The sequence below is a fragment of the Rhizobium sp. G21 genome, from assembly GCF_014158035.1.
Taxonomy (GTDB): Bacteria; Pseudomonadota; Alphaproteobacteria; order Rhizobiales; family Rhizobiaceae; genus Rhizobium_E.
This window is the reverse complement of sequence record NZ_JACFXW010000001.1, coordinates 4164281-4186978: the sequence shown is the minus strand read 5'-3', so window position 1 is coordinate 4186978 and position 22698 is coordinate 4164281. Positions and strand designations below refer to the sequence as shown.

23 protein-coding genes and 8 pseudogenes are annotated in these 22698 nt (G+C 62.2%); 20 read left to right on the top strand and 11 right to left on the bottom strand.

Going from position 1 to position 22698, the window contains the following annotated elements; translation table 11 throughout:
- Positions 1 to 129 precede the first annotated feature (129 nt).
- The 3 genes and pseudogenes from H2O14_RS20775 to H2O14_RS20765 all read left to right on the top strand — a co-directional run bounded on the left by H2O14_RS20775 (position 130) and on the right by H2O14_RS20765 (position 1878).
- Positions 130 to 1005 carry a DMT family transporter gene (locus H2O14_RS20775; RefSeq protein WP_182829144.1) on the top strand — a complete coding sequence of 292 codons (876 nt, stop codon included), beginning with the start codon at positions 130 to 132 and terminating at the stop codon, positions 1003 to 1005.
- Positions 1002 to 1382 (top strand): annotated as a pseudogene (locus tag H2O14_RS29580) (EamA family transporter); the annotation flags it as partial. The gene H2O14_RS20775 and the pseudogene H2O14_RS29580, both read left to right, overlap by 4 nt.
- Before the next feature lie 100 nt (positions 1383 to 1482).
- Complete coding sequence (locus H2O14_RS20765) at positions 1483 to 1878, top strand: EamA family transporter (RefSeq protein ID WP_182829143.1); 396 nt, start codon at positions 1483 to 1485, stop codon at positions 1876 to 1878.
- Here H2O14_RS20765 and H2O14_RS20760 read toward each other — a convergent pair whose 3' ends face one another.
- The 5 genes and pseudogenes from H2O14_RS20760 to H2O14_RS20740 form a co-directional block, all read right to left on the bottom strand.
- Complete coding sequence (locus H2O14_RS20760) at positions 1879 to 2103, bottom strand: DUF433 domain-containing protein (protein ID WP_182829142.1); 225 nt, start codon at positions 2101 to 2103, stop codon at positions 1879 to 1881.
- Positions 2104 to 2157: 54 nt separating this feature from the next.
- Positions 2158 to 2840, bottom strand: a pseudogene (locus H2O14_RS20755) (ferredoxin).
- A 98-nt stretch (positions 2841 to 2938) separates the two neighbouring features.
- A pseudogene (locus H2O14_RS20750) lies at positions 2939 to 4506 on the bottom strand (trimethylamine methyltransferase family protein).
- 150 nt (positions 4507 to 4656) lie between these two features.
- Positions 4657 to 6639, bottom strand: coding sequence for a bifunctional diguanylate cyclase/phosphodiesterase (locus H2O14_RS20745; protein WP_182829141.1), 1983 nt, complete (start codon positions 6637 to 6639; stop codon positions 4657 to 4659).
- The gene (locus tag H2O14_RS20740; RefSeq protein WP_182829140.1) at positions 6636 to 7106 is read right to left on the bottom strand and encodes a hypothetical protein; all 471 of its coding nucleotides are present in this window, start codon (positions 7104 to 7106) and stop codon (positions 6636 to 6638) included. The genes H2O14_RS20745 and H2O14_RS20740 overlap by 4 nt, the downstream gene beginning before the upstream one ends.
- 208 nt (positions 7107 to 7314) lie before the next feature.
- Here H2O14_RS20740 and H2O14_RS20735 point away from each other — a divergent pair, with 208 nt between their 5' ends.
- The gene (locus H2O14_RS20735; protein ID WP_182829139.1) at positions 7315 to 8016 is read left to right on the top strand and encodes a corrinoid protein; all 702 of its coding nucleotides are present in this window, start codon (positions 7315 to 7317) and stop codon (positions 8014 to 8016) included.
- A 76-nt stretch (positions 8017 to 8092) separates the two neighbouring features.
- On the opposite strand, the gene H2O14_RS20730 is transcribed toward H2O14_RS20735, so the two are convergent.
- Positions 8093 to 8239, bottom strand: a complete 147-nt coding sequence (locus H2O14_RS20730) for an entericidin (RefSeq protein WP_182829138.1) — start codon at positions 8237 to 8239, stop codon at positions 8093 to 8095.
- A 136-nt stretch (positions 8240 to 8375) separates the two neighbouring features.
- Between H2O14_RS20730 and H2O14_RS20725 the strand changes: the two genes are divergently transcribed.
- The 3 genes from H2O14_RS20725 to H2O14_RS20715 all read left to right on the top strand — a co-directional run bounded on the left by H2O14_RS20725 (position 8376) and on the right by H2O14_RS20715 (position 10243).
- Positions 8376 to 8990 carry a DUF1638 domain-containing protein gene (locus H2O14_RS20725; RefSeq protein WP_182829137.1) on the top strand — a complete coding sequence of 205 codons (615 nt, stop codon included), beginning with the start codon at positions 8376 to 8378 and terminating at the stop codon, positions 8988 to 8990.
- A 91-nt stretch (positions 8991 to 9081) separates the two neighbouring features.
- Positions 9082 to 9756: an exopolysaccharide biosynthesis protein gene (locus H2O14_RS20720; protein WP_312858644.1), complete on the top strand. Its 675-nt coding sequence runs from the start codon at positions 9082 to 9084 to the stop codon at positions 9754 to 9756.
- A 184-nt stretch (positions 9757 to 9940) separates the two neighbouring features.
- Positions 9941 to 10243 carry a virulence factor gene (locus tag H2O14_RS20715; RefSeq protein WP_182829135.1) on the top strand — a complete coding sequence of 101 codons (303 nt, stop codon included), beginning with the start codon at positions 9941 to 9943 and terminating at the stop codon, positions 10241 to 10243.
- 24 nt (positions 10244 to 10267) lie between these two features.
- Here H2O14_RS20715 and H2O14_RS29020 read toward each other — a convergent pair whose 3' ends face one another.
- A complete protein-coding gene (locus H2O14_RS29020; protein WP_312858643.1) occupies positions 10268 to 10756 on the bottom strand; it encodes a hypothetical protein in 489 nt (162 codons plus the stop codon).
- On the opposite strand from H2O14_RS29020, the gene H2O14_RS29015 reads away from it, so the two are divergent.
- From H2O14_RS29015 to H2O14_RS20695, 4 genes and pseudogenes are all read left to right on the top strand, one after another.
- Positions 10743 to 11141 carry a hypothetical protein gene (locus H2O14_RS29015; protein WP_312858642.1) on the top strand — a complete coding sequence of 133 codons (399 nt, stop codon included), beginning with the start codon at positions 10743 to 10745 and terminating at the stop codon, positions 11139 to 11141. The genes H2O14_RS29020 and H2O14_RS29015 overlap by 14 nt on opposite strands.
- A gap of 19 nt (positions 11142 to 11160) precedes the next feature.
- Positions 11161 to 12131, top strand: a pseudogene (locus H2O14_RS20705) (methyltetrahydrofolate cobalamin methyltransferase).
- A gap of 180 nt (positions 12132 to 12311) precedes the next feature.
- Positions 12312 to 12725 (top strand): MbcA/ParS/Xre antitoxin family protein, encoded by a 414-nt coding sequence (locus tag H2O14_RS20700; protein WP_182829134.1) that lies wholly within the window; start codon positions 12312 to 12314, stop codon positions 12723 to 12725.
- Positions 12719 to 13417: an RES family NAD+ phosphorylase gene (locus H2O14_RS20695; RefSeq protein ID WP_182829133.1), complete on the top strand. Its 699-nt coding sequence runs from the start codon at positions 12719 to 12721 to the stop codon at positions 13415 to 13417. The genes H2O14_RS20700 and H2O14_RS20695 overlap by 7 nt, the downstream gene beginning before the upstream one ends.
- A gap of 25 nt (positions 13418 to 13442) precedes the next feature.
- Here H2O14_RS20695 and H2O14_RS20690 read toward each other — a convergent pair whose 3' ends face one another.
- Positions 13443 to 13790 carry a hypothetical protein gene (locus H2O14_RS20690; protein ID WP_182829132.1) on the bottom strand — a complete coding sequence of 116 codons (348 nt, stop codon included), beginning with the start codon at positions 13788 to 13790 and terminating at the stop codon, positions 13443 to 13445.
- Positions 13791 to 13984: 194 nt separating this feature from the next.
- Between H2O14_RS20690 and H2O14_RS29575 the strand changes: the two are divergent.
- The 4 genes and pseudogenes from H2O14_RS29575 to H2O14_RS29560 form a co-directional block, all read left to right on the top strand.
- Positions 13985 to 14422: pseudogene (locus H2O14_RS29575) on the top strand (2Fe-2S iron-sulfur cluster-binding protein); the annotation flags it as partial.
- 70 nt (positions 14423 to 14492) lie between these two features.
- A pseudogene (locus tag H2O14_RS29570) lies at positions 14493 to 14570 on the top strand (hypothetical protein); the annotation flags it as partial.
- Positions 14571 to 14579: 9 nt separating this feature from the next.
- A complete protein-coding gene (locus H2O14_RS29565) occupies positions 14580 to 15134 on the top strand; it encodes a hypothetical protein (protein ID WP_409526964.1) in 555 nt (184 codons plus the stop codon).
- Positions 15050 to 16045: an ASKHA domain-containing protein gene (locus H2O14_RS29560; protein ID WP_409526963.1), complete on the top strand. Its 996-nt coding sequence runs from the start codon at positions 15050 to 15052 to the stop codon at positions 16043 to 16045. The genes H2O14_RS29565 and H2O14_RS29560 overlap by 85 nt, the downstream gene beginning before the upstream one ends.
- 255 nt (positions 16046 to 16300) lie before the next feature.
- On the opposite strand, the gene H2O14_RS20680 is transcribed toward H2O14_RS29560, so the two are convergent.
- The 3 genes from H2O14_RS20680 to H2O14_RS20670 all read right to left on the bottom strand — a co-directional run bounded on the left by H2O14_RS20680 (position 16301) and on the right by H2O14_RS20670 (position 19424).
- Positions 16301 to 16963: a calcium-binding protein gene (locus H2O14_RS20680; protein ID WP_182829131.1), complete on the bottom strand. Its 663-nt coding sequence runs from the start codon at positions 16961 to 16963 to the stop codon at positions 16301 to 16303.
- On the bottom strand, positions 16909 to 18372 hold the full coding sequence (locus H2O14_RS20675; RefSeq protein WP_182829130.1) for a hypothetical protein: 1464 nt from the start codon (positions 18370 to 18372) through the stop codon (positions 16909 to 16911). The genes H2O14_RS20680 and H2O14_RS20675 overlap by 55 nt, the downstream gene beginning before the upstream one ends.
- A gap of 140 nt (positions 18373 to 18512) precedes the next feature.
- Positions 18513 to 19424 carry a LysR family transcriptional regulator gene (locus tag H2O14_RS20670; protein ID WP_182829129.1) on the bottom strand — a complete coding sequence of 304 codons (912 nt, stop codon included), beginning with the start codon at positions 19422 to 19424 and terminating at the stop codon, positions 18513 to 18515.
- A 215-nt stretch (positions 19425 to 19639) separates the two neighbouring features.
- Here H2O14_RS20670 and H2O14_RS27875 point away from each other — a divergent pair.
- The 5 genes and pseudogenes from H2O14_RS27875 to H2O14_RS20655 form a co-directional block, all read left to right on the top strand.
- Positions 19640 to 20430, top strand: a pseudogene (locus tag H2O14_RS27875) (aldehyde dehydrogenase family protein); the annotation flags it as partial.
- Positions 20431 to 20562 carry a hypothetical protein gene (locus tag H2O14_RS29005; protein WP_312858686.1) on the top strand — a complete coding sequence of 44 codons (132 nt, stop codon included), beginning with the start codon at positions 20431 to 20433 and terminating at the stop codon, positions 20560 to 20562.
- Between the two features lie 38 nt (positions 20563 to 20600).
- Positions 20601 to 21074 carry an aldehyde dehydrogenase family protein gene (locus H2O14_RS27865; protein ID WP_312858641.1) on the top strand — a complete coding sequence of 158 codons (474 nt, stop codon included), beginning with the start codon at positions 20601 to 20603 and terminating at the stop codon, positions 21072 to 21074.
- Between the two features lie 122 nt (positions 21075 to 21196).
- Entirely contained in the window at positions 21197 to 21397 is a 201-nt protein-coding gene (locus H2O14_RS20660; protein ID WP_182829128.1) for a hypothetical protein, read from the top strand.
- Positions 21398 to 21633: 236 nt separating this feature from the next.
- Positions 21634 to 22682 (top strand): annotated as a pseudogene (locus H2O14_RS20655) (GlxA family transcriptional regulator).
- Positions 22683 to 22698 lie beyond the last annotated feature (16 nt).

Below are 22698 nucleotides of genomic sequence, written 5' to 3'. Positions count from 1 at the left end.
CGCCGAGCCCGATCTTCAAAAAACCTTGGGGCTGGGATCAAGAAAATTTAGCGGCTGTTTTCAACCGCTTGCGGTAGAAAGCGAGAGAAGTTTGTTCTAACTTTGTTCGAACTCTCCGCAAAGGCTCCCATGACACCGCGCCGCGACTATCAACTCGGGCTCCTGCTCGTCACGCTTTCGGCGGTCGCCTGGAGCACCGCCGGCTTTTTCACCCGTCTCATCCCGCATGACAGCTTCACGCTTTTGGCCTGGCGCGGCATCTTCGGCGCGCTCAGTCTGCTGATTGTGGTGATTCTGATGCACGGCCGCGGCTGGACGCGGGAGTTCCTGCGCATCGGCAAAGCGGAGCTCGCCTATATCGCCCTCACCGTTTGCGGCATGATCATGTTCATCACCTCGTTTGCCCACACATCCGTGGCGCATGGCGCGGTCATCTACGCCACCATCCCCTTCATCGCCGCCTTTCTCGGCTGGATCTTCCTCGACGAGATCCCCGACCGCGGCGCGATCACGGCCAGCGTTGCGGCCCTTGTCGGCGTCGCCGTCATGGTCGGCTTCGGCGTCGATCGCGGGCTGTTCGGCGATGCGCTGGCGCTGGGCATGACGCTGTGCATGGGCTTCTCGATCATCCTGATGCGCAAGAACCCGACCATGGCGGCAGCGCCGGCAGCGGCCATCGGCGCGCTGTTGAGCGGGCTGATCTGCTGGCCGCTGGGCGATCCCCTGTCGGTCACCACCGTCGAACTCTGGCAACTCGCCGCCTTCGGCGCGGTCAATTCCGCCATGGGCCTCGCCTGCTTCGCCTGGGGCTCGAAACGCCTGCCGGCGATCGAAACGGGCCTGATCGGGGCGCTCGATACGCCGCTCGCGCCTCTCTGGGTGTGGATCGCCTTCGGCGAGACCGTCGCTGCGCAGACGCTCGTGGGCGGCGGCGTGGTCATGGCCGCCGTGTTCGCCCATGTCCTCTGGAACCAGCGCCGTCAACCCATGGGAAGCCCGGCATGACCGACCTCGCCTTCGACCAGATCCATCGCGACCGCCAGATCGGCGTGATCTTCGTCATGCTGGCCGCCGCCACCTGGAGCACGGCCGGTTTCTTCACGCGGCTGATCGGGCTCGACTATGCCGCCATGATCGCGGGCCGCGGCATTTTCGGCGGCCTGGGCCTGTTTGCGATCATCGTCATGACCGAAGGGCGCAACTGGCCGCGCCTGTTTACGAACATGCGCGGCGCGTCGCTGCTGTACATCGTGTTCGTCGTTGCCGGCATGACCGCCTTTGTGGGCTCGCTCGGCCTCACCTCGGTGGCGCACAACGCCGTCATCTTCGCCACGCTGCCGCTGATGGCCGGGTTCCTCGGCTGGTTCGTGCTGCGCGAAAAGCCGACGCCAGCCTCGGTCGCCGCAGCGGGCTTTGCGCTCATCGGCGTGGCGATCATGGTGGGCTTCGGCGCCGACGGCGGACTTGGGGGATGCCTTGTCGGTGCTGTCGACGCTCTGCATGACGCTCTGCATCATCCTTATCCGACGTCACCCCGAAATCTCGATCACCGGATGCGCCTGCGTGGGATCGCTGACCAGTGGGTTGATCTGCCTGCCCTTCGCCGATCTCTCGGCGGCTCAACCGCCGCAACTGATCTTTCTTGTCCTGTTCGGCCTCGTCAATTCCGCCGCCGGCCTGACGCTCTTCTCGCTCGGCTCGCGCAAATTGCCCGCCATGCAGACGGCGCTGATCTCGACGCTCGACACGCCGCTCGCGCCTTTGTGGGTTTGGATCGCTTTTCAGGAAAACGTGACGCTGCAAACCTTGATCGGCGGCGCGATCGTGCTGGCGGCGGTGATCGGCAATATCGTGTGGAGCAGGCGCGCGGTGAGGTGATCACTCTGGCTCTGCAGTCGGCAGGATGCCGTTTCTTGCCGCATAGCCCAGGGCAGCCGCTATATCCTCTGCCTCGAGAAGCGGATAGTCGTCGAGGATCTCTTCGTTCGAAGCGCCGCTCGCGAGAAGATCAAGCACATCAACGACGCGGATCCTCAGCCCGCGTATGCTGGGCTGTCCGCCATTTTTGTCGGGATCAATTACTATCCGGTTCAGGTCGCTCATCGCTTTGCCTTCACATTTCAAGGGCAGTCTATCGGCAAAGACGAAAAAGTCACCTTAGGGCGACAACGCCTGCATATGAAACCGCAATTGCTCGGACGGATAGCGATGCTCCGGCCCGACAGGGCATGCCGCGCGGGCCAGGCATCCTCCCGTCATGCAGCTCGCCTGCCCGTCATCCGAGGCGAGAAATCCACGACAGGCGGTATAGCCGAAGCCCGCTGGGGTAATCGCCCCCGCCGGACAGGCCGTCATACAAGGTTTGTCGCGACAGTGATCGCAGGGATGACGATCGAAGGTGACAGTCGCCTCGCCGATCCTCTCTGCAAAGCCGATTGCGCCACGATAGCCGTGCCAGAGACCATGAACGGGGTGGATGAGAATGCCGAGCGGCGACGCTTTCAGCCCCTCGGCGCGCATCGCCCATTGCTGGAACGGCTTCCACGGCTTCTCCGAAGGAAACCAGGCTTCGCCCGAGGCGGCGGCGGCCAAGGGTCGGATCACGCGTTCCGACCAGGCGTCGAGGGGATGGGCGAGCCCCTTCCCCTCGAATTCCAACCATTGCGAAAAGGCCGGCCAAAGCGAGCCGCCGATATTGCCGATCAGCACGACCGTCCGCGCCATCTTGCCCGCAGCCATTTCCGGCCCGTCGCCGTCGAAATGCAGAACGCCGCGCAAAAAAGTCCGTGCGGCGCAAGCGCCGCACGGAGGTTTTCGAGTGTGTCCGAGGAGTATGTCATCGCATCCAGTCGGGTTTGTAGTGCGGACGCCAGACGTCCCGCTGGATCATATCCTCAACCTGCGTCCGACCGCCGCTCTCCCTGGCTACGGGACCCCTTCAAGTGAAGGCGTCGGGCATGGAGTCCTTGCGCTCCTTGATATAGGCGAGCAGGGCTTCGTCGATCGCGGGGTCGAGCGCGGGCGCTTCATACTGTTCCAGCCAGGAACGGCACAGCGCATTGGCGCGCTGCTCGATGCGCTTTTCGCCTTCCACTTCCCATTGTTCGTAGGAATTGTTGTCGGCGAGCGCGGAGCGATAGAAAGCGGTCTGGAAGTTGGCCTGGGTATGCGCGCAGCCGAGATAGTGGCTGCCTGGACCGACTTCGCGGATCGCATCGAGCGCCTGCGCCTCGACCGAGAGGTCGACGCCTTCGGCCATCTTCTGCATCATGCCGAGCTGGTCCTGGTCGATCATGAACTTCTCGTAGGACGACACGAGGCCGCCTTCGAGCCAGCCTGCGGCGTGCAGCACGAAATTGGTGCCGGCGAGCAGCGTCATGTTGATCGTGTTGGCGCTTTCATGCGCGGCCTGGGCGTCCGGCACCTTGGAGGCGCAGAGCGAGCCGCCGGTGCGGAAGGGCAGACCCAGACGACGGGCGAGCTGAGCCGCGCCATAGGACACCAGCGACGGCTCCGGCGTGCCGAAGGTCGGCGCGCCCGACTGCATCGAGATCGAAGCGGCGAAGGTGCCGAACAGCACCGGCGCGCCCTTGCGGATCAGCTGGGTGAAGGAGGCGCCGGCCAGCACTTCGGCCAAGATCTGCGTCAGCGTGCCGACCACCGTCACCGGGCTCATGGCGCCCGACAGGATGAACGGCGAAATGACGGTCGCCTGATTGTGACGGGCGTAAACCTTGAGCGCGCCCACCATGGTCTCGTCGAACACCATCGGCGAATTGGCGTTGATGAGGTTCAGCGTCACGCAATTGTTTTCGACGAAGTCGTCGCCGAACACCAGCTTCGCCATGGCGATCGTGTCTTCGGCGCGTTCCGGCGCGGTGACCGAGCCCATGAACGGCTTGTCGGAATATTTGATGTGGCTGTAGATCATGTCCAGGTGACGCTTGTTCACCGGAACGTCGACAGGCTCGCAAACCGTGCCGCCGGACGAATGCACCGACGGCGCCATATAGGCCAGCTTCACGAAATTGCGGAAATCCTCGATCGTGGCGTATCGGCGGTTGCCGTCCAGATCCCGCACGAAGGGGGGCCGTAGACCGGGGCGAACACGGTGGCCTTGCCGCCGATTTGGCAGTTGCGGGCCGGATTGCGGGCGTGCCAGGTGAATTCAGACGGCGCGGTCTTCAGGAGTTCGCGGCACAGGCCCTTGGGGAAATGCACGCGCTCGCCGCGCACATCGGCGCCGGCTTCCTTCCACAGCGCCAACGCTTCCGGATCTTCGCGGAATTCGATGCCGATCTCTTCGAGAATCGTGTCGGCGTTCTTCTCGATCAGCGCCAGGCCTTCCTCGTCGAGAACTTCATATTCGCGGATCTTGCGGGTGATGTAGGGAAGAGACGGGTTGGGACCTCCGCCCGCGCGCGACGCTCTGCGCGCCGCAGCGCCGCGTCCGCGACGTCCGCCGCCTTCTCCCTGAGCGGCTACTGGTTCGACTGTCTCATCCATGGTCTCGTCCTCTGCGATCGCCGCCTGCGCGGCCTAGTGTTTGGTTTGATCCTAAACCATGCCGCAAAAGGGACATTCTAAAAGCGCCACCCATGTCGCTGGAAGCGAAGCGCGGCGGAGATGGAACAGGGCGGCGGAAATAGGCTGCGCTCAGCCGGCCAGAAGACGGGCGCTCGCCTGGCCTTCACGCCGCTCTCCCAGCCATGCCATCAGCGACAGGTCGGACATCGGACGGGCGAAATGATAGCCCTGCCCCAGCGGAACGCCGAGCCCCATCAGAAGCGCGCGGTCGGATTCCGTCTCGACGCCCTCGCCCACCACCTCCATTCCGAGATCATGCGCCATACGACTGACATGCCGGACGATTTCATAAGTGCGGTCGCAGACCGAAATACGGCGGATCAGCGATTTGTCGATCTTGATCTGGGCGAATTCGAGCGCGGCCAGCCGGCTGAGATTGGAGTAGCCGGTTCCGAAGTCATCGACCGCGAGCCGGAGGCCCGCAGACCGCAACGCTTCGAGATTGTCCATGACCTGCTCGCTGAGCGACATCGCCGCGTCTTCGGTCAGCTCCAGAATGACGCTCTCCGACGGACATCCTCTCTTGGCGAGGACGTCGACGATCGCCTTGGCCAGATCCGGCATCGACAGCAAGGCCGGCGACAGGTTCACAGCCATCCGCGGCGCGTCGTTCGATACCGAAAGCCGCTCGCGGAGCAGACAGGCGCGGTCGAGCATCAGCAAGGTCATCGGCAGGATGAGGTCGGCGCCTTCCGCCGCCTGGACGATCTCCGGAGCCGGAATCGCTCCGAACCGCGGATGCGACCAGCGAACCAGCGTCTCGACGCTGAGCGTCTGTCCCTCCTTCATGGAGACGATCGGCTGGAACGCCGCGTCGAGATCGCCATCGGCGATCGCTTTCGCCAGATCCTTGCCGAGGCACCGCTTGCGCGCATTGTCGGCGATCATGTCGTCCGTGGTGAAGCGGGCGCAATTGCGTCCATCCGCCTTGGCGGCGTAAAGAGCGAGATCGGCGTGTTTCATCAGCGTCTCGACGAAAGGCGTCGCATCGCGGGCGTCGCTGGAGTGCGCCACGCCGATCGACGCCGTCACCTGAATCGTCTTGCCTTCGACCGAGATGGGCCGCGAGATGTCGGCGAGCGCCGCCTCCGCGTAATCCAGCGCCCTGTGGCGCGATCCCTTCAACAGGACTGCGAATTCGTCGCCGCCGAGACGCGCCACGACGCCGCCGAGGGGCAAGGCGTTTTCCGCAAGGGCCGTCGCGACATGACGCAGCAGCGCGTCGCCGGCCGGATGGCCCATCGTGTCGTTGACGTCCTTGAAGCCGTCGAGGTCGACGAGCAGAAGCGAGAATTCGCTGAGAGGCGGCCGCGACGACAGGTCCGTCTCGAATCCGCGCCGATTGCCGATGCCGGTCAGCCCATCCGTGACCAGCAGCGCCTCCTTGTCGGCGACGGCTCTCTTCAGGCGAACATTGACCCGCCGCGAAATGACGAGCTCGACGATCACGAACAGCACGAGGACGCCGACCAATGCCGCGAATTCCGACTGCATGGATTTTAGCGACGCCAGACTCGCGAGCTCCTGCTCGATCATCTTCTGCATTTGGAAACGCCGCGCGCTATAGGCGTCGCTGCTCATATCGTTGACGCGGGTCTGGAATTCGCGAATCAGCGACAGCAGCGGGCGAATGCTGGTCCGCTCGCCCGGCGCGAGTTTCTGGATCGCCGCCTCGTAATCGCCGAGCCGCTCCTTTATTTCGACGGCGACCTTGGCGTCCTCGATATCGGCCTCGCGCAAAGCGCGCTGATAGTTCGCGGTGGCGACCACGTTGACGCGCGACCAGAAAATGTCCAGGGCGAGGTTGACGTCGGCGCGCGTGATGTCGCGATCGCCATAGGAAAAGCGATGCGCCTTGACCAACAGATCGGACAGCTCCATTTCCATCCGCGTCGCTTCCTCGTAGCGGGCGGAATTGAACAGATGCATTCCCAAACCATCCGCGATGGCGGAAATATTGCCGATGGTGACGACGAGCATCACGCCCATCGCCAGCAACACTGCCGGAAATCGGAACAAGGCGAGGTTTCGCAACGCACGGCGAGGAATCATCGGATGGAGATTTCCTTCAGCTGCCAGACGCTTCGCGCCTCATAGATCGGATTGAGACGCAGGTGAGGATGCGCTTCGGAAGGGTAGACGATCCAAAGAGGGCCTTTGTCGCGCAACGTCAATGGCTTGCCGTCAACCTCGCGGGCCGCCAGCACCGGGAAGTCGTCGAGATCCGACATCGGAATCTCGGCCTGGTAGCGATCAAACCCGATCGCCATCAACGTCGTCCCCGAGATACCGGCCAAAGCCAGGACATCCTTGAGAAGAGGACCCCGCGCGCGATGCGGTTTGTCGTCCATTCCGGGCAGGATGGCGACATATTCGCTTTGCTGCAGCTTCTCGATTTTCGAAAGCGGGATCTCGACGACCTTCTCGGCTGTGCGGATCACCAGCACGGCTTCCTGGGCGCAGCAGGCTGCGGCCCATAGGAAAAAAACAAGAAAACTGCACAGCCGTTTCATATGCATCGGCGACCTCCAACAGCCTTCCCTAGCGGAACACGCGTTAAAAACGGCTTATTCGAAAAAAGAATTATACGGCTTGTCGCAAGCTGCCGTCGCTTTCGTGCGGGAGAGCGTCGCTTTCGAAAACGCTTTGCAAACGTCCAAGGCTAACTATAGTGAAACATAGGGTTTCGCCGAATCCGGCGCCCGCAGATTGATGACGAGGAGCGCCATGGCAGACGATGAAATCATTCTCTCCGAGCTTTCGGACGAAGAGCTTGTGCAGCAGATGCACGACGATCTCTACGACGGGCTGAAGGAAGAAATCGAGGAAGCCACCAGGATCCTTCTGGATCGCGGCTGGGCCCCTTACGACATCCTGACCGAAGCGCTCGTCGAGGGCATGCGCATCGTCGGCGTGGACTTCCGCGACGGCATTCTGTTCGTGCCGGAAGTGCTTCTGTCCGCCAACGCCATGAAGGCCGGCATGTTCATCCTGCGTCCGCTGCTCGCCGCCACCGGCGCGCCGAAGCTCGGCAAGATGGTCATCGGCACCGTCAAGGGCGACATCCACGACATCGGCAAGAACCTTGTCGGCATGATGATGGAAGGCGCGGGCTTCGACGTGATCGACCTCGGCATCAACAATCCGGTCGAAAATTACCTTGACGCGATCGAACGCGAGAAGCCTGATATTCTCGGCATGTCGGCGCTGCTGACCACCACCATGCCTTACATGAAGGTGGTCATCGACACGATGAAGGAAAAGGGTATCCGCGACGACTACGTCGTTCTCGTGGGCGGCGCGCCGCTCAACGAAGAGTTCGGCAAGGCCGTCGGGGCCGACGCCTATTGCCGCGACGCCGCGATTGCGGTGGAAACCGCCAAGGACTTCATCAAGCGCAAGCACAATCAGCTCGCCGCCGGCGTCTGATTTCGGCCGTCAGGCTCAAGCACAAATGGCCGCAGCGGGAACTCCGCGCGGCCATTTTCGATTTTGGCTGAGCCGATCAGTTGGCGACGTCGTTGGCGGCGTCCTGCGTGGCGTCGACGGTGTTGGACGCATCCTTGCCCATGCCGCGAATGGTGTTGCCGCAGGACGACAATGCGAGCGCGGCGATGAGGGCGAAGGCGATGCGGGTCGAAATCTTGGTCATGTCTGCTCTCCGTTGAAGCGTATGATCGGGCCCAAAACCGGTCGATACACCGGCCGTCCGCCGATCTAACGCGCGAAGAGCGGATTTGTTCGCGCCGGAGGCTAGATTGAGCGCATTTATGCGAAGGAGAACACCGATGAGCGAAAATCGAGGGTCGGAGAGCGCGCCTGATCGGTTGCGCGTCATCGCTTGCGGCGCCATCGCCCGCGAAGTGCTGGCTATTTGCAGCCAGCATGGCCTCGACCATATCGATCTTCAGTGTCTGCCCGCAATATGGCACGTCTTTCCCGAGAAGATCGCGCCGGCCATGCGGGAGAAGATCGCCGAAGCCCGCGCCGAAGGCTTTCGAAAGATCTTTATCGGCTATGCGGAATGCGGCACCCAGGGCGAACTGGACAAGATTTGCGCCGAGGAAGGCGTCGAACGTATTGCCGGGCCGCATTGCTACGCCTTCTTCACCGGCAACGATAAATTCCTCGCCGAATGCGAGACCGAATTCACCGCCTTTTACCTGACGGACCTGATCACCCGTCAGTTCGAAGCCTTCGTGATCGAGCCGCTGAAGCTCGACAAGCATCCTGAACTGCGCGACATGGTGTTCGGCAACTACACCAAAATCGTCTATCTCGCCCAGACCGAGGACGAGGACCTGCAGAACAAGGCCAAATGGGCCGCCGATTACCTCAAGCTCGATTACGAATACCGCTTTACCGGCTATGGCGATCTGACCGACGCGCTCAAGCGAGCCTGATCGTAACGAAAAAAAAGCGACATTGTTGTTTGATAGCCTGCCCGCAACCGTTACATGGGAGCGGCCGAGGAATTGGAGACAGTGTGACCGAATGGATATGAGCGCGGCGAAGCCCCAACACCCCCGTCCCAGGCAGAGCCTGTCGCATCTGTTGCGCGAACTTTCCGACAATGCCGGTGAAAAAATAACCTTGGGTGAAATCGCCGACGGGATGGAGCAACGCTCCTTCGGCGCTTTTCTCGTCGTTTTCTGTCTGCCGAATCTCATTCCGCTTCCGCCGGGAGCGACCTTCGTCCTCGGGCTGCCGCTGGTGTTCGTCTCGTTTCAGATGGCGTTCTCGCGGCTGGATACGATCTGGCTGCCCCGCCGGCTCCACGAATACGCCTTCGACAACCGCGCCTTCGCCAAGGTGCTGGACAAGTTCCTTCCCTGGATCGCCTGGACGGAACGCTTCATCAAGCCGCGCTTCTGGGTCGGCGAGATGCGTCTCTATGAGCGGTTTCTGGGCTTGTTCGCCCTGCTGCTGGCGCTGATCATCTTTCTTCCGATTCCCCTCGGCAATATGGGGCCGGCCTATGCCTTGGCGCTGATCGGCCTCGGATTGACGGAACGGGACGGGTTGACCATGCTCGCGGGCGTGGCGCTCGGGCTCGCATTCACCGTGGTCATCGGCTATGTCGGCTATGAAATTCTCTCCGCCGTGCCTGCCGTCCTCCGGCAAATTCCAACCTATTGGGCGAGCGTCAAGACGTTTTTCTCCTTCTGATCCCTCGGTTTGGATGCGCTTTGTCAATATGCCGACAGGCGTGTCGCATTAAGACCAAAGCGACGTCGTGACTAGCCGGGCCACGAGCCCCCTTCCCGCTCCATTGTAGTCCCATCGGAGGAGAGCGGACCGGCGCACAGCAACGCGGGTCCGCGACAGCATGTCCTGACAGGAGTATTCGGGAATGGCGGACCGCATCATTGTGTTTTGGCGCGACATCCCCGCGCAGGTGATCATCAAGAAGGGGCGGCAGAACGCCAAGCGCGAATTGTCGCTGCGCTTCACCGAGGCGATCGACATGTGCGCAATGCGCACCGGCGCCGCGGAAACGGATGATTACCTCGCCGAATGGCGAAAGGCGGACCCCGTACCGGTCTCCGACGATCTCGAAGCCGAGGCCGACAAGGCCGCCGCCGAGCTCGAAGCCGCTTATGACCGCGATCGGCTCGTCGCGCTGGTGAAAGCCGGCGGTCGCGAACAGAACTAATCCAGGCCCAGCACGCAAGGACCCTCATTCATGTCCAGAATTCCCGCTTCCATCGAAGTCGCCCCGAAGCAGGCGATCGAATCCGCCGACCTGCCGGGCCTGTTTCCCGCCGGAAGCCGCGTCTACATCACCGATATCGGCACCGACACCACCGACACGCTGGTCGCCGCCGCCCGCCGCGTCACGTCCCTCGGCTACACCGCCGTGCCGCATTTCGCCTCGCGCCGCCTGTCCACCAAGGTCGCGCTCGAAGAGCGCATCAAGCGCACCGTCGGCGAAGCCGGCGTCAAGGACGTGCTGATCATCGGCGGCGGCCTCGACAAGCAGGCCGGCGAATTCGGCTCCACCATGCAGGTGCTCGAAACCGGCTTCTTCGACCAGAACGGCATTCTCGACATCGCCGTCGCCGGCCACCCCGAAGGCTCGCCGGACTTTTCCGAAGCCGTGGCGATCGAAGCGCTGAAGCTCAAGCAGGCTTTCGCCGAACGCACCGGGGCGCGTGCGCATCGTCACCCAGTTCGGCTTCGACGCCAAGAAGTTCATCGCCTGGGCCGATGGCCTGAAGGCCGCCGGCGTCGACCTGCCGGTCCATCTCGGCGTCGCGGGTCCGGCCAAGATCACCACGCTGATCAAATACGCGGCCATGTGCGGCGTCGGCAATTCGATCTCCTTCCTCAAGAAGAACGCAATGTCGCTGACCGCGCTCGCCACCAGCCATTCGCCGGAGGATGTGGTCGGCCCGATCGAAAAGCACTTCCTCGCCAACCCCGACTCTGCCATCAAGCAGATCCACGTTTTCCCCTTCGGCGGCCTCAAGAAATCCGCGGAATGGCTTGTCGAGCGTGGCTCTTGGGATATGAACTCTTCCGCTGCCGTTTCGGCGCGCGCCGCATCTTAATTTCGAGGATCAGACGGACATGACCCGCACCATCGTTGCTTCCGCCACCAAGGAAATCATCATCGGTTTCGACCAGCCCTTCTGCGTCATCGGCGAGCGCATCAACCCGACCGGCCGCAAGAAGCTGGCCGCCGAAATGCAGGCCGGCAATTTCGAGACCGTCATCAAGGACGCGCTCGAACAGGTCGCCGCCGCCGCGCCACCATGCTGGACATCAATGCCGGCGTGACCTCGGTCAACCCGAACGAAACCGAACCGGGCCTGCTGATCCAGACGCTCGAAATCGTCCAAGGCCTGGTCGATGTGCCGCTCGCCATCGACAGCTCTGTGACCGCAGCCATCGAAGCCGGCCTCAAGGTCGCCAAGGGCCGTCCGCTGGTCAACTCCGTCACCGGCGAGGAAGAAAAGCTCGAAGCCATCCTGCCGCTCTGCGCCAAGTACAACGTCCCCGTGGTCGCCATCTCCAACGACGAAACCGGCATTTCGCAGGACCCGGACGTCCGCTTCGCCGTCGCCAAGAAGATCGTCGAACGCGCCGCCGATTACGGCATCAAGCCCTATGACATCGTCGTCGACCCGCTCGTGATGCCGATCGGCGCCGTCGGCTCGGCCGGCCTGCAGGTCTTCGCGCTGGTGCGCCGCCTGCGTGAGGAGCTCAAGGTCAACACGACCTGCGGCCTGTCCAACATCTCCTTCGGCCTGCCGCATCGCCATGGCATCAATGCCGGCTTCATCCCGATGGTCATCGGCGCCGGCATGACCTCCGCCATCATGAACCCCTGCCGCCCGGCCGAAATGGAAGCCGTGCGCGCCGCCAACGTTCTCAACGGCACCGACGAGAACTGCTACAACTGGATCAAGACCTATCGCGACTACAAGCCCGCTGAAGGCGGCGCAGCGCCTGCTCCGTCCCCGGCATCGGCCTCGACCGGCGGCGGCCGTCGCGGCGGCCGCGCCGCTCGCGTGGGTGGTGGGGCTGCGACGGAATAAGCGGAAGGCCTTTGACGTTTGGAAAGCCCGATTGCGAAAGCGCCGGGCTTTTTTCGTTATTGCTTGATCTAGCGCCATACGAAAACGCGCGTCCGGCTTTCTGGGCCATGATATGGCCTATGCAGCACATTTGCCATTTGGCGGAAATGCATTATATTTATGCCAGAAAGAGAGGATGCCATGCAGCTCCAGCCAATCTCTGTGACACCATTTGAAATCGGATCGACCGAAATCTCGGATAGCGAGGCAGCCGCGCTCGCCCGTACGACGGTGAACCTCTTTAACGCATGGAAGATCACCGACGCGCAGGCATGCACACTGCTGGGCGGACTGTCGCCACGCACTTGGGCGCGTTGGAAAGAGGGCAATGCCGGACGCATCCCGAGAGACCTGAAGATGCGCATGGCGCACCTAATGGGGATCCACAAAGGGCTGCGTTATGTGTTCAAGGAACCCGCCAGAGGATATGACTGGATCAAGGCTCCCAATGCCGCCTTTGGCGGCAAATCAGCGCTGGAGGTAATGTTGGGCGGCGAACTCTCTGATCTGGCCGTGATGCGCGAATGGCTCGACGCCGAGCGAAGCGCATGGTGAGTGGTCTCTCTGTCCCCACCCAGGTGCGGTGGCCGAAGACCTATCGCATCATCCGATCCATTTATCCGCCGATCAATCTGTTTGAGGACATCGCCGATCCCCGCGACTGGGAGCTCCTCGTCGCTGTGGAGGCGAAGACCAATCCGCGCATCCGGTTCGAGGTGGGCGATCTCGGGAAAGTGCCGGCGCATCGGCGCGTGTCAGGAATCGGCGCCAGCTATGTGATGGCGCCGTTCGTCCATTGCTCGACAGCGCGCCCCGGACGCTTCACAGACGGGAGCTATGGGATTTACTATGCCGGCGAAAGCGAAGACGTCGCTCTCGCCGAGACGATCCATCATCATCAGAGCTTCATGCGTGCAACCGCCCAATCTCCAGGATGGACCTCCGACTTTCGGGTCCTGGTGGGCAGCGTCGATCAGGTCCTCGATGACGTGAATGCCGTGCCCGACGTCCTGCACCCCGACGATTACTCTGCCTCCCAAGTCGAGGGACGCGGGCTCCGGGCGGCGGGCAGCAACGGTCTTTTGTGGAACAGCGTCAGGATGGCGGACCAACGCTGCATAGGCGTCTTCTGGCCCGATCTCATCCCCATTCCTATACAGGGGCGGCACTACTGCTATCACTGGAACGGCTCCCGGGTGGATTATGTGCGGCAGTATGGCATCCAGACGATTCTTGCGGTAAATTAGCCCTAAGTGCTTTATGTTTTTGCTTCTAAACAGATCTCAATTTTTCGGCTGCAATTCGCATTTCTTCTTTAAGAATGTCTGCAGACGCTCCGTTAATAATTTTATCTCTGTTATCGAATAAGCGGATCAGAAACTCTTTGTCTGAATCGCGGCTATATGTACTTAGTTGATAAACTGCTGCCAGTTTGCCTGCCAAAGTCCCCTGTTGATCAAGCAGTGCAACCAGCTCCAAAAAGTGCGCCTTACGTCGATCGGCCAGGTCCAAGAACAGTTTAATAATGTATGCAAGAGCTGATCCCGCAAACGCGATCAGCGGGACCACTACTGTAATTTGCGGCCCATGGTCCGTAAGCCACTTCGCCAACTCTTCCAATCCTGCCTCCTAATGATTTGTTCAACCAACATTTATCATCTCCTCCGACTGCTTGAGCAAGGCGTACCGCCACCAATTTTCCGCCGCGTGATCTTTTCATGTCGGGAATAGACAACTATCACTGCCGCGTCGCGGGCATGCTGCCGTGACCCAGCCCTCAATCCCCGTCCCTTGAAGACGCCGGAAAGAAGATCATGACAGACACATTCGAAAAAGATCCCCTCGTCCTCTTCATGCCCTCGGGCAAGCGCGGTCGTTTTGCCGTGGGCACACCGGTTCTTGAGGCGGCGCGACAATTGGGGGTCTATGTCGAAAGCGTCTGCGGCGGACGCGCCACCTGCGGCCGTTGCCAGGTCGAGGTGCAGGAGGGCAATTTCGCCAAGCATGGCATCACCTCCTCCAACGACCATATTTCTCCCGTCGGCCCCAAGGAAGAGCGCTACGACCGCGTCCGCGGCCTGCCGGAAGGACGCCGCCTGTCGTGTTCCGCCACAATCCAGGGCGATCTCGTCATCGACGTGCCGCAGGACACGGTGGTCAATGCGCAGGTGGTGCGCAAGGCGGCATCCGACCGCGTCATCGAGCGCAACGCCGCCGTGCAGCTCTGTTACGTCGAGGTCGAACAGCCGGACATGCACAAGCCGCTCGGCGATCTCGACCGCCTGAAGGCCGTGCTCGAAAAAGGATTGGGGCTGGAAGGATCTGCTGATCGCCCCGCATCTCATTCCGCAGATCCAGTCGATCCTGCGCAAGGGCGAATGGGGCGTCACCGCCGCAATCCATCGCGACATGGATTCCTCGCGCCCCTTCATCGTCGGCCTGTGGCCGGGCCTCAAGAACGAGGCCTATGGCATCGCCTGCGACATCGGCTCGACCACCATCGCCATGCATCTCGTGTCGCTGCTGTCGGGACGGATCGTGGGCTCGTCGGGCGCCTCCAATCCGCAGATCCGCTTCGGCGAGGATCTGATGAGCCGCGTCTCCTATGTGATGATGAACCCCGATGGCCGCGAAGCCATGACCAAGGCCGTCCGCGAAGCGGTGAACGGCCTGATCGGCAAGGTGTGCGAAGAAGGCGGCGTCGACCGCCACGACATCCTCGATTCCGTGTTCGTCGCCAATCCGATCATGCATCACCTGTTCGTCGGCATCGACCCTACCGAACTGGGACAGGCCCCCTCGCGCTGGCCGTGTCGGGCGCGCTGCAATATTGGGCCTCGGACATCGACATCGACATCAACCGCGGCGCGCGGCTCTATATGCTGCCCTGCATCGCCGGCCATGTCGGCGCAGACGCCGCCGGCGCGACGCTGTCTGAGGGCCCCTATCGCCAGGACAAGATGATGCTGCTGGTCGATGTCGGCACCAATGCCGAAATCGTGCTCGGCAATCGCGAGCGCGTCGTCGCGGCCTCTTCTCCCACCGGCCCGGCCTTCGAAGGCGCCGAAATCTCCTGCGGCCAGCGCGCCGCCCCAGGCGCCATCGAGCGCGTCCGCATCGATCCCGTCACGTTGGAGCCGAAATACCGGGTCATCGGCGTCGACAAATGGTCGGATGAAGAGGGCTTCGAAGATGACGCGGCGAAAATCGGCGTCACCGGCATCTGCGGCTCGGCTATCATCGAGGTCGTCGCGGAAATGTATCTCTCCGGCGTGATTTCCGAAGACGGCGTCGTCGATGGCGCCATGGCGGAAAAGAGCCATCGCATCATCGCAAACGGCCGCACGTTCTCCTATCTGCTGCGCGACGGCGAGCCGAAGATCACCGTCACACAGAACGACATCCGCGCCATTCAGCTCGCCAAGGCCGCCCTCTATGCCGGCATCAAGCTGCTCATGGAAAAGCAGGGCGTCGACAAGGTCGACACGATCCGCTTCGCGGGCGCCTTCGGCTCGTTCATCGATCCGAAATACGCCATGGTGCTGGGCCTCATCCCGGATTGCGAACTTACCGAGGTCAAGGCGGTCGGCAACGCCGCCGGCACCGGCGCCTTGATGGCTCTGCTCAACCGCGATCATCGTCGTGAGATCGAGGCGACCGTCAAGAAGATCGAAAAGATCGAGACCGCGCTCGAGCCGCATTTCCAGCAGCTGTTCATCGACGCCATGGCCATGCCCAACAAGGTGGACCCCTTTCCCGAACTCGCCAAGGTGGTGACGCTGCCGGAAAAAAGGCGGTCACTCAGGATGGCGGCGAAGACGGCCGCCGCCGCAGACGCAGCCGCGGCTGAGAGACGGCGCGGTCGGATACGATAGGGAGGAGAAAGCGGGACGGCCAGCGTGGTCTCGCGGCAGCCGCCTGACGTCAATCAGCAGCCCGACCCCGTTCTAAAGTTAACGGCAGTCGCATCCCGCGCGCCTTGTGACAGATGCATGACGCGCCGTCCAGCCTCAATCGCGCGCTGCGCCAGCGAGCGCTGCAGGCGACGCGCTCAAACTTCTTTCAGCCGAATGAAAAACTCCCCGGCCGGAAGCCGGGGAGTCGCGTCAGTGCCATCAGAAGCTTGCGCCTCAGAGCAGCAGGATGTCGTTGAAGTCGAAATTCTCGAGCTTCCTGCCGATGAAAGCGATCGCCTCGGCGGCGTCGCCGCCCTTGCCGTCGGCGTCATAGGACAGAATGCCGGTCTTGGAATTGTAGATGACGGCGGCTTCGTCGGCGATCTTGGCTGCAGGGCCCGCGACGAAATCGGAGGCGACCAGATGTCCGGCCGTGCGCGCGAGGCCGGAAAACACCGAGCGGTCCAGCGCAACGGCGTCGTTGCCGTCGAAATCCATCAGGCGATCGGAATTCTCGGCGCCGAAGGCGGCGAAGTGAAACAGGTCGCTGCCGCCCTCGCCATAGAGCTTGTCATTGCCGAGGCCGGTGTGGATGTCGTTCGACCGGTTGTTGCCGCGCAGGACATTGTCGAGATCGTTGTCTTCGATGTCCGAGGCCCTCTTGCCGTTCAGGTCCACATTCTCGACATTGGCGTAGCCGCCGAGGTCGATCGACAAGGCGGTGACGATCATGTCGACGCCGGCGTCGCCGTCTTCGAGGATCACGTCGCCATCGGCGTTGGTCAGCATATAGACGTCGTTGCCCGCCCCGCCCTGCAGCGTGTCGTCGCCGAGGCCGCCATTCAGCGTATCCTTGCCGTCGCCGCCGAACAGATCGTCGTTGCCGGCGCCGCCCAACAGCGAATCAGCCCCGCACCGCCTTGCAGCGTGTCGGCATTCGCCGAGCCGGTCAGCGTGTCGGAAAGCGCGCCGCCCACGACGGCCTCGAAGCCGGAAATCGCATCGATCGCGGTTGCCGCGCCCGCGGCTAGATTGATGGTCACCGCGCCCGCGTAATCGCTGTAATCCAGCGTATCGACGCCGTCGCCGCCGATCACGCTGCCTTCGACCAGCGCATGGTCCCCGGTCATCATAAAGACATTGTCGCCGGATCCGAAGATCACCGCCATTCCATTGCCGCCGGTGATCGTTCCGGCATTGCTGATCGTGTCGTCGAGGTCGCTGACGATCTTGACGCCGGTGTCCTCGACCCCGGTGATCGAACCTTCGTTGACGATCGTGGTCAGATAGAACGCATTGCCGCGCGAGCTGTCGTCGATCAGGATGCCGAGGCCGAGGCCGCTGATCGTCGCGCCATCGTAATTGTTGATCGCGCCGCCGCCGGCCGCGATGCCTTCGGAAGTGTTCTCAAAGCCGTCGGAGCCGTTGCCATTCGCGCCCAGTCCCTGGATCACGCCGTAATTGTGGATCGTCGCCTCGAAATCGATGTCGACGCCGTCGCCGTCGCCGTCGAACACGCCGTCGGCGACTTCCCCTTCGGGACCATTGATGTCGACGCCTTCGGTGTAGCTGCCGGTGATCACGCCATGATTGGTGACGGTGGCGGAGCCGTCGGAACCGACGCCCGAACCGTTGCGGCCGGTGATTTCCGCGCCCTCGGCATTGTCGACGGTGATGACGGTGTCTTCATCGACGTTGACGCCGTGGCGGTCGCCCAGAATGACGCCGGCGAGATTGTTCACCGAACCGGAAGCGCCCTCTTCGAACTGTATGCCGTCGGCGTTCTCGATCAGATCCTCGCCGCTGCCGCCGAAGATCGTGCCGGAATTGTCGATGTTGCCGACGCCGCCGACGCGGACGCCGTCGTTCGTGGCGCCGAAGATGGCGCCGCTATTGACCACCGCGGTGATGAAGTCGCCGGCGCCGCCGGCGAAATCGATCGCCTGACCGGTGGCGGATTCGATGTCGCCGGTGTTGGTGATCGTCACCTGCCCCGCCGTCACTGCGCCCGCCTGGATCTGGATCGCGTCGTCGTCGCTTTCGATCTGGCCATTGTTCTCGATCGTGGCGGCGAGCGTCGCGCCGACCGAGGTTTCAAAGCGGATGGCGCGGCCTTCTTCGGCGGTGTTCTCGATCAGCCCGTTGTTGACGATCGAAGCCCCGTCGGTCGCGCCGTTGAAGCGTACGGTCTGCGAATTGGCCGAGACGCTGAACACGCCGCCGGCATCGACGGTCAAAATGTCTTCGCCGGACATGCTGAGGCGAGCGGCGAGGGTCGTGGAGGCGGCAACAGTGGTGGTGGTCATCGTTTACCCATGAGTTGAGAAGGGTTATCTTGAAAACGATGATCATCTATGTCGGACGGATGACAGTCTGATGACTGCCGAGGCCCGGGAAGCGCCCCCTCGTCCACACGGGAAGGAGCGAACCCGGCGACAAGGGCAGTTTACGCCGCTGCCGTCAGGCGCTCCAGGCCGCGATCGGCGAGCGTCATGCGGATATAATCGGCGACCGCCCTCACCGGCGCGGACGCCTCTTCGCCGACTGCGAGACCGATATCGTAATGACCCATATTCGGGAGCCCTTCGGCCTCGCCGAGCACGGTCATGTCGGATTGCACCATGAAGCGGGCCAGCGGCGCAATGGCGAGGTCGGCCTGGATCGCGGCGAGTTGCCCCATATGATGTCCGCAGAAATAGGCGATGCGAAACGGCCGCGCCGAACGGGTCAATTCCTCGATGGCGCGCTTCCTCCAGATGCAGCCTTCGTTCCACACCGACAGGGGCAGCGGATCACGCAGATGCGCCCGGCCGTTCTTCTTGCCCACCCAGACCAGTTGCTCGGTCATCACCCGTTCGGCGGGATTGGGCGAAATGCTGGGATCGAGGAAATTGAACAAAGTCAGGTCGAGCTTGCCCTCCGCCAGCGCTCTCCGCAGCGGCACGGAATTGTCGATCGTCACGTCGACGGCGAGCGACGGAAACATTTCGCCGAAATGCTTGAGAATCGCCGGCAGCATCAGCGTGCCGATATCGTCGGGAGACCCGAGCCTGACCACGCCCGCCATGTCCGGCGTGACGAAACGCGACACCACTTCGTAATTCATCGCCAGCATGCGCCGGGCATAGCCGAGCAGCACCTCGCCATGATGCGTCAGGGTCACCGAGCGCGCGTCTCGCCGAAACAGGCTGACGCCGAGTTGATCCTCGAGTTTCTTGATCTGCATCGACACCGCCGACGGCGTCCGGAACACCCGCTCGGCGGCGGTGGTGAAATTGCCGGTGTCGGCGATCGCGACGAATGTCTTGAGAATATCGAGCTCGAGTGTCGGGAGCGTGGAGGCGATCTGCGAAGCCATCGGGTCGACCCTTCAGAAAATCTCACAAATGAAGCTGCTTCATTGCGTTTCATTGAACCTCAATTCCAGATTTTCGTCAATCCCTCGTCTTGACGACCTCGTTGTCCGGTCGACAATCCTCGTCACGCGCGCTCTTGACGACGGCCTAGTCCGGCACGCAAAGACTGATATATGCTCATGTTTGAAAGAGCGCCGAATGAGCCGGGAGGAAACGAATGACGATCCATCAGGAGACGCCGCAGGTCGCGGATGCAGATATGCAGAGTCTGACCACCCTGCTCGCCCGGCAGCAAATGGCCTATCGGGGAGACATGTCGCCGTCTTTCGCTGTGCGGCGTGACCGGCTCGACCGTCTAGAAAGCCTGCTCGTCGCCCACCAGGACGCCTTCGCCCGCGCCATAGACGCCGACTTCGGCCGTCGTGACGCCATCGTGACAGGCTTGACCGAAACCATGACCGTGCGCGCGGCCTTGCGCCATGCGCGGCGACATCTCAAATCATGGATGAAGCCCGAACGCGTCGGCGTTTCCTGGGCGTTCCAGCCCGGTCGCGCCCATATCCATCGCCAGCCGCTCGGAGTGGTCGGCATCATCGCGCCGTGGAATTATCCGCTGCAACTGCTTCTGAGCCCGCTGGTCGGGGCGCTCGCCGCCGGCAATCGGGCCATGCTGAAGCCGTCCGAATATACCCCGGCCTTCGGCGCCGCGCTGGCCCGCGCTGTTGCGGAAACGTTTCGCGACGACGAAGTGACTGTCGTCACCGGCGGTGCGGATGTGGCTGCCGCCTTCACCGCCTTGCCCTTCGACCACCTGATTTTCACCGGATCGACCGGCGTCGGCCGAAAAGTCGCAGAAGTCGCCGGGCGCAACCTCACCCCCGTCACCCTCGAACTCGGCGGCAAGTCCCCGCCATCATCGACGCCTCTGCCGACCTGAGGCGCACGGCCGGCCGGCTGGCCTGGGGAAAGCTCCTCAATTCCGGCCAGACCTGCGTCGCGCCCGATTATGTGCTCACCCCGCGCGCGCGCCTCGGCGAAACGGTCGAAGCGCTGAAGGCGGCGATGCTGCAACAATATCCGTCCTTCTCCCAAAATCCGGATTACACCAGCATCATCGCCCCCGGCATTATGAACGGCTGAAGCAGATCGCCGCCGAGGCGCGGCAACAGGGCGCGGAGGTGATCTGGCTCGGCGAACCCGATGACGCGAACCGCATCTTACCCCCGGCCCTGATCCTGAATGCGACGAAGGACATGGCGGTGATGCGGGAGGAGATCTTCGGTCCGCTTCTGCCCATCCTGCCCTATGACCGCGTGGAGGATGCGATCTCGCAGGTCAACGACGGTGAAAGACCGCTGGCGCTCTACTGGTTCGGCGAGGATGCCCGTGTTCGCGACCAGGTTCTGGCCAATACGATCTCCGGCGGCGTCACCGTCAATGACGTCATCCTGCATCTCGCCCAGGACGGATTGCCGTTCGGCGGCGTAGGCGCCTCCGGTTACGGCCATTATCACGGCGAACATGGGTTCAGGGCGCTCAGCAAGGAAAAAACGGTTTTCATTCAGTCCCGCTTCGGCGCCGGCGGTCTACTCTATCCTCCTTACGGCGCGCTGGCCCGGCGCATGCTCGCAATTCTGCAGAAGTTTGCGTGAGGCCGACGACCCCAGCGCGATACGTCAAAATTACTGATATCTAGGTTCACATATATTCGTTTGTCTTATGGATTGGACGGCGCGATACTCCGACTGTCAGCAAAGCGGAAAGGAGTTTCATCATGGCTTTGTCCAGTCTAGAGACCGGTTTTACGGGTTCGCACGGCGCGCTGCATCGGACACGCGCCTTCGTCGCAGCATTTCTGTACGGCATTTCAGAGCGTTGGCGCGCCCGTCAGGATTTGTTGTCGCTCGAAAACGTTCCTTTCGACGTCATGAAGGACGTCGGGTTTCCCGGCGCGGAGCGCATGAATGAGAAGTGACGCCGCCCGACGCCATCGATATCAGGGATCCGGCGACAAAACCGGGTCCCTTTTCTTTTGAGGAATCCTTATTTCCAAAAGAGAAAATCCGCCTGCCTGCGCGGAAATATAAGCTCCGAAACATGGAACAAAATCTCGCCGCCGCAAAAAAGATATAAACTGTCGCCATAAGGCCATTGCAAAGTGACGCATTCAGACCACTTTGTTTCTCAGCGACAGACGAGGATTCACCTGCCATGCGGCCCGAAAGCTACTCCGTTTCCAAGAAGACACAGCAGGTGAAGCGGACGATCGTCTTCTTCCTGGTGCCCAATTTCACCATGCTGCCCTTCTCCGCCGCCGTGGAGACTCTCCGCATCGCCAACCGCATGCTGGGCTACGAGGCCTATCAATGGCGGCTCTGTTCGGTCGATGGGCAGAAGGTCTATTCCTCGTCCGGGATCGGCCTGGAAGCCAAGACGTCGCTGATGGACGAGCGCAAGAACCTGACGGGCGAAAACCGTCCCAACATGGTGCTGATGTGCTCGGGCATCTATGTCGAGGATTTCCGCAACAAGTCGGTCAACGCCTATCTGCGCGAAGTCTTCAACCGGGGTATCGCGGTCGGCAGCCTGTGCACCGGAGCGCATGTGCTGGCCCAGGCGGGGCTGCTCAACAACAAGCGCTGCGCCATCCACTGGGAAAACCTTCCGGGCTTCGCCGAGGCCTTTCCGCAGGCGGATGTGCATGCCGATCTGTTCGAGATCGACGGCAATGTCTACACCTGCGCCGGCGGCACCGCCTCGCTGGACATGATGCTCTATTTCATCCGCGAGGATTTCGGCGACAATCTTGTCAATCGCGTCTGCGAACAGCATCTCACCGATCGCGTCCGCTCTGCGACGGATCGCCAGCGCCTGCCGCTCAGGGCTCGCCTCGGCGTGCAGAACTCCAAGGTCCTGTCGATCATCGAGATCATGGAAAACAACCTCGCCGAGCCCTTGTCGCTGGTCGATATCGCCGACAAGGCCGGCCTGTCGCGTCGCCAGATCGAACGACTGTTCCGCCAGGAAATGGGCCGTTCGCCGGCGCGCGCTATTATCTCGAAATCCGTCTCGATCGCGCCCGCCATCTGCTGGTGCAATCGTCGATGCCGGTCGTGGAAGTGGCGGTCGCCTGCGGCTTCGTCTCGGCCTCGCATTTCTCGAAATGCTATCGTGAACTCTACGGTCGCTCGCCGCAGCAGGAGCGCGCCGATCGCAAGCAGCTCGCCACCATGCCGAGCGTCAACGGCGCCGTCATGTGACGACGCCGGACATCCG

What these genes read in the sequence shown, in the direction of transcription:
- H2O14_RS20775 (WP_182829144.1), top strand. Translation starts at nt 130, where the DNA reads ATGACACCGCGCCGCGACTATCAACTCGGGCTCCTGCTCGTCACGCTT.
- H2O14_RS20760 (WP_182829142.1), bottom strand. Translation starts at nt 2,103, where the DNA reads ATGAGCGACCTGAACCGGATAGTAATTGATCCCGACAAAAATGGCGGA.
- H2O14_RS20745 (WP_182829141.1), bottom strand. Translation starts at nt 6,639, where the DNA reads ATGATTCCTCGCCGTGCGTTGCGAAACCTCGCCTTGTTCCGATTTCCG.
- H2O14_RS20740 (WP_182829140.1), bottom strand. Translation starts at nt 7,106, where the DNA reads ATGCATATGAAACGGCTGTGCAGTTTTCTTGTTTTTTTCCTATGGGCC.
- H2O14_RS20735 (WP_182829139.1), top strand. Translation starts at nt 7,315, where the DNA reads ATGGCAGACGATGAAATCATTCTCTCCGAGCTTTCGGACGAAGAGCTT.
- H2O14_RS20730 (WP_182829138.1), bottom strand. Translation starts at nt 8,239, where the DNA reads ATGACCAAGATTTCGACCCGCATCGCCTTCGCCCTCATCGCCGCGCTC.
- H2O14_RS20725 (WP_182829137.1), top strand. Translation starts at nt 8,376, where the DNA reads ATGAGCGAAAATCGAGGGTCGGAGAGCGCGCCTGATCGGTTGCGCGTC.
- H2O14_RS20720 (WP_312858644.1), top strand. Translation starts at nt 9,082, where the DNA reads ATGGATATGAGCGCGGCGAAGCCCCAACACCCCCGTCCCAGGCAGAGC.
- H2O14_RS20715 (WP_182829135.1), top strand. Translation starts at nt 9,941, where the DNA reads ATGGCGGACCGCATCATTGTGTTTTGGCGCGACATCCCCGCGCAGGTG.
- H2O14_RS20700 (WP_182829134.1), top strand. Translation starts at nt 12,312, where the DNA reads ATGCAGCTCCAGCCAATCTCTGTGACACCATTTGAAATCGGATCGACC.
- H2O14_RS20695 (WP_182829133.1), top strand. Translation starts at nt 12,719, where the DNA reads ATGGTGAGTGGTCTCTCTGTCCCCACCCAGGTGCGGTGGCCGAAGACC.
- H2O14_RS29565 (WP_409526964.1), top strand. Translation starts at nt 14,580, where the DNA reads ATGGATTCCTCGCGCCCCTTCATCGTCGGCCTGTGGCCGGGCCTCAAG.
- H2O14_RS29560 (WP_409526963.1), top strand. Translation starts at nt 15,050, where the DNA reads ATGCTGCCCTGCATCGCCGGCCATGTCGGCGCAGACGCCGCCGGCGCG.
- H2O14_RS20675 (WP_182829130.1), bottom strand. Translation starts at nt 18,372, where the DNA reads ATGACCACCACCACTGTTGCCGCCTCCACGACCCTCGCCGCTCGCCTC.
- H2O14_RS20670 (WP_182829129.1), bottom strand. Translation starts at nt 19,424, where the DNA reads ATGGCTTCGCAGATCGCCTCCACGCTCCCGACACTCGAGCTCGATATT.
- H2O14_RS20660 (WP_182829128.1), top strand. Translation starts at nt 21,197, where the DNA reads ATGGCTTTGTCCAGTCTAGAGACCGGTTTTACGGGTTCGCACGGCGCG.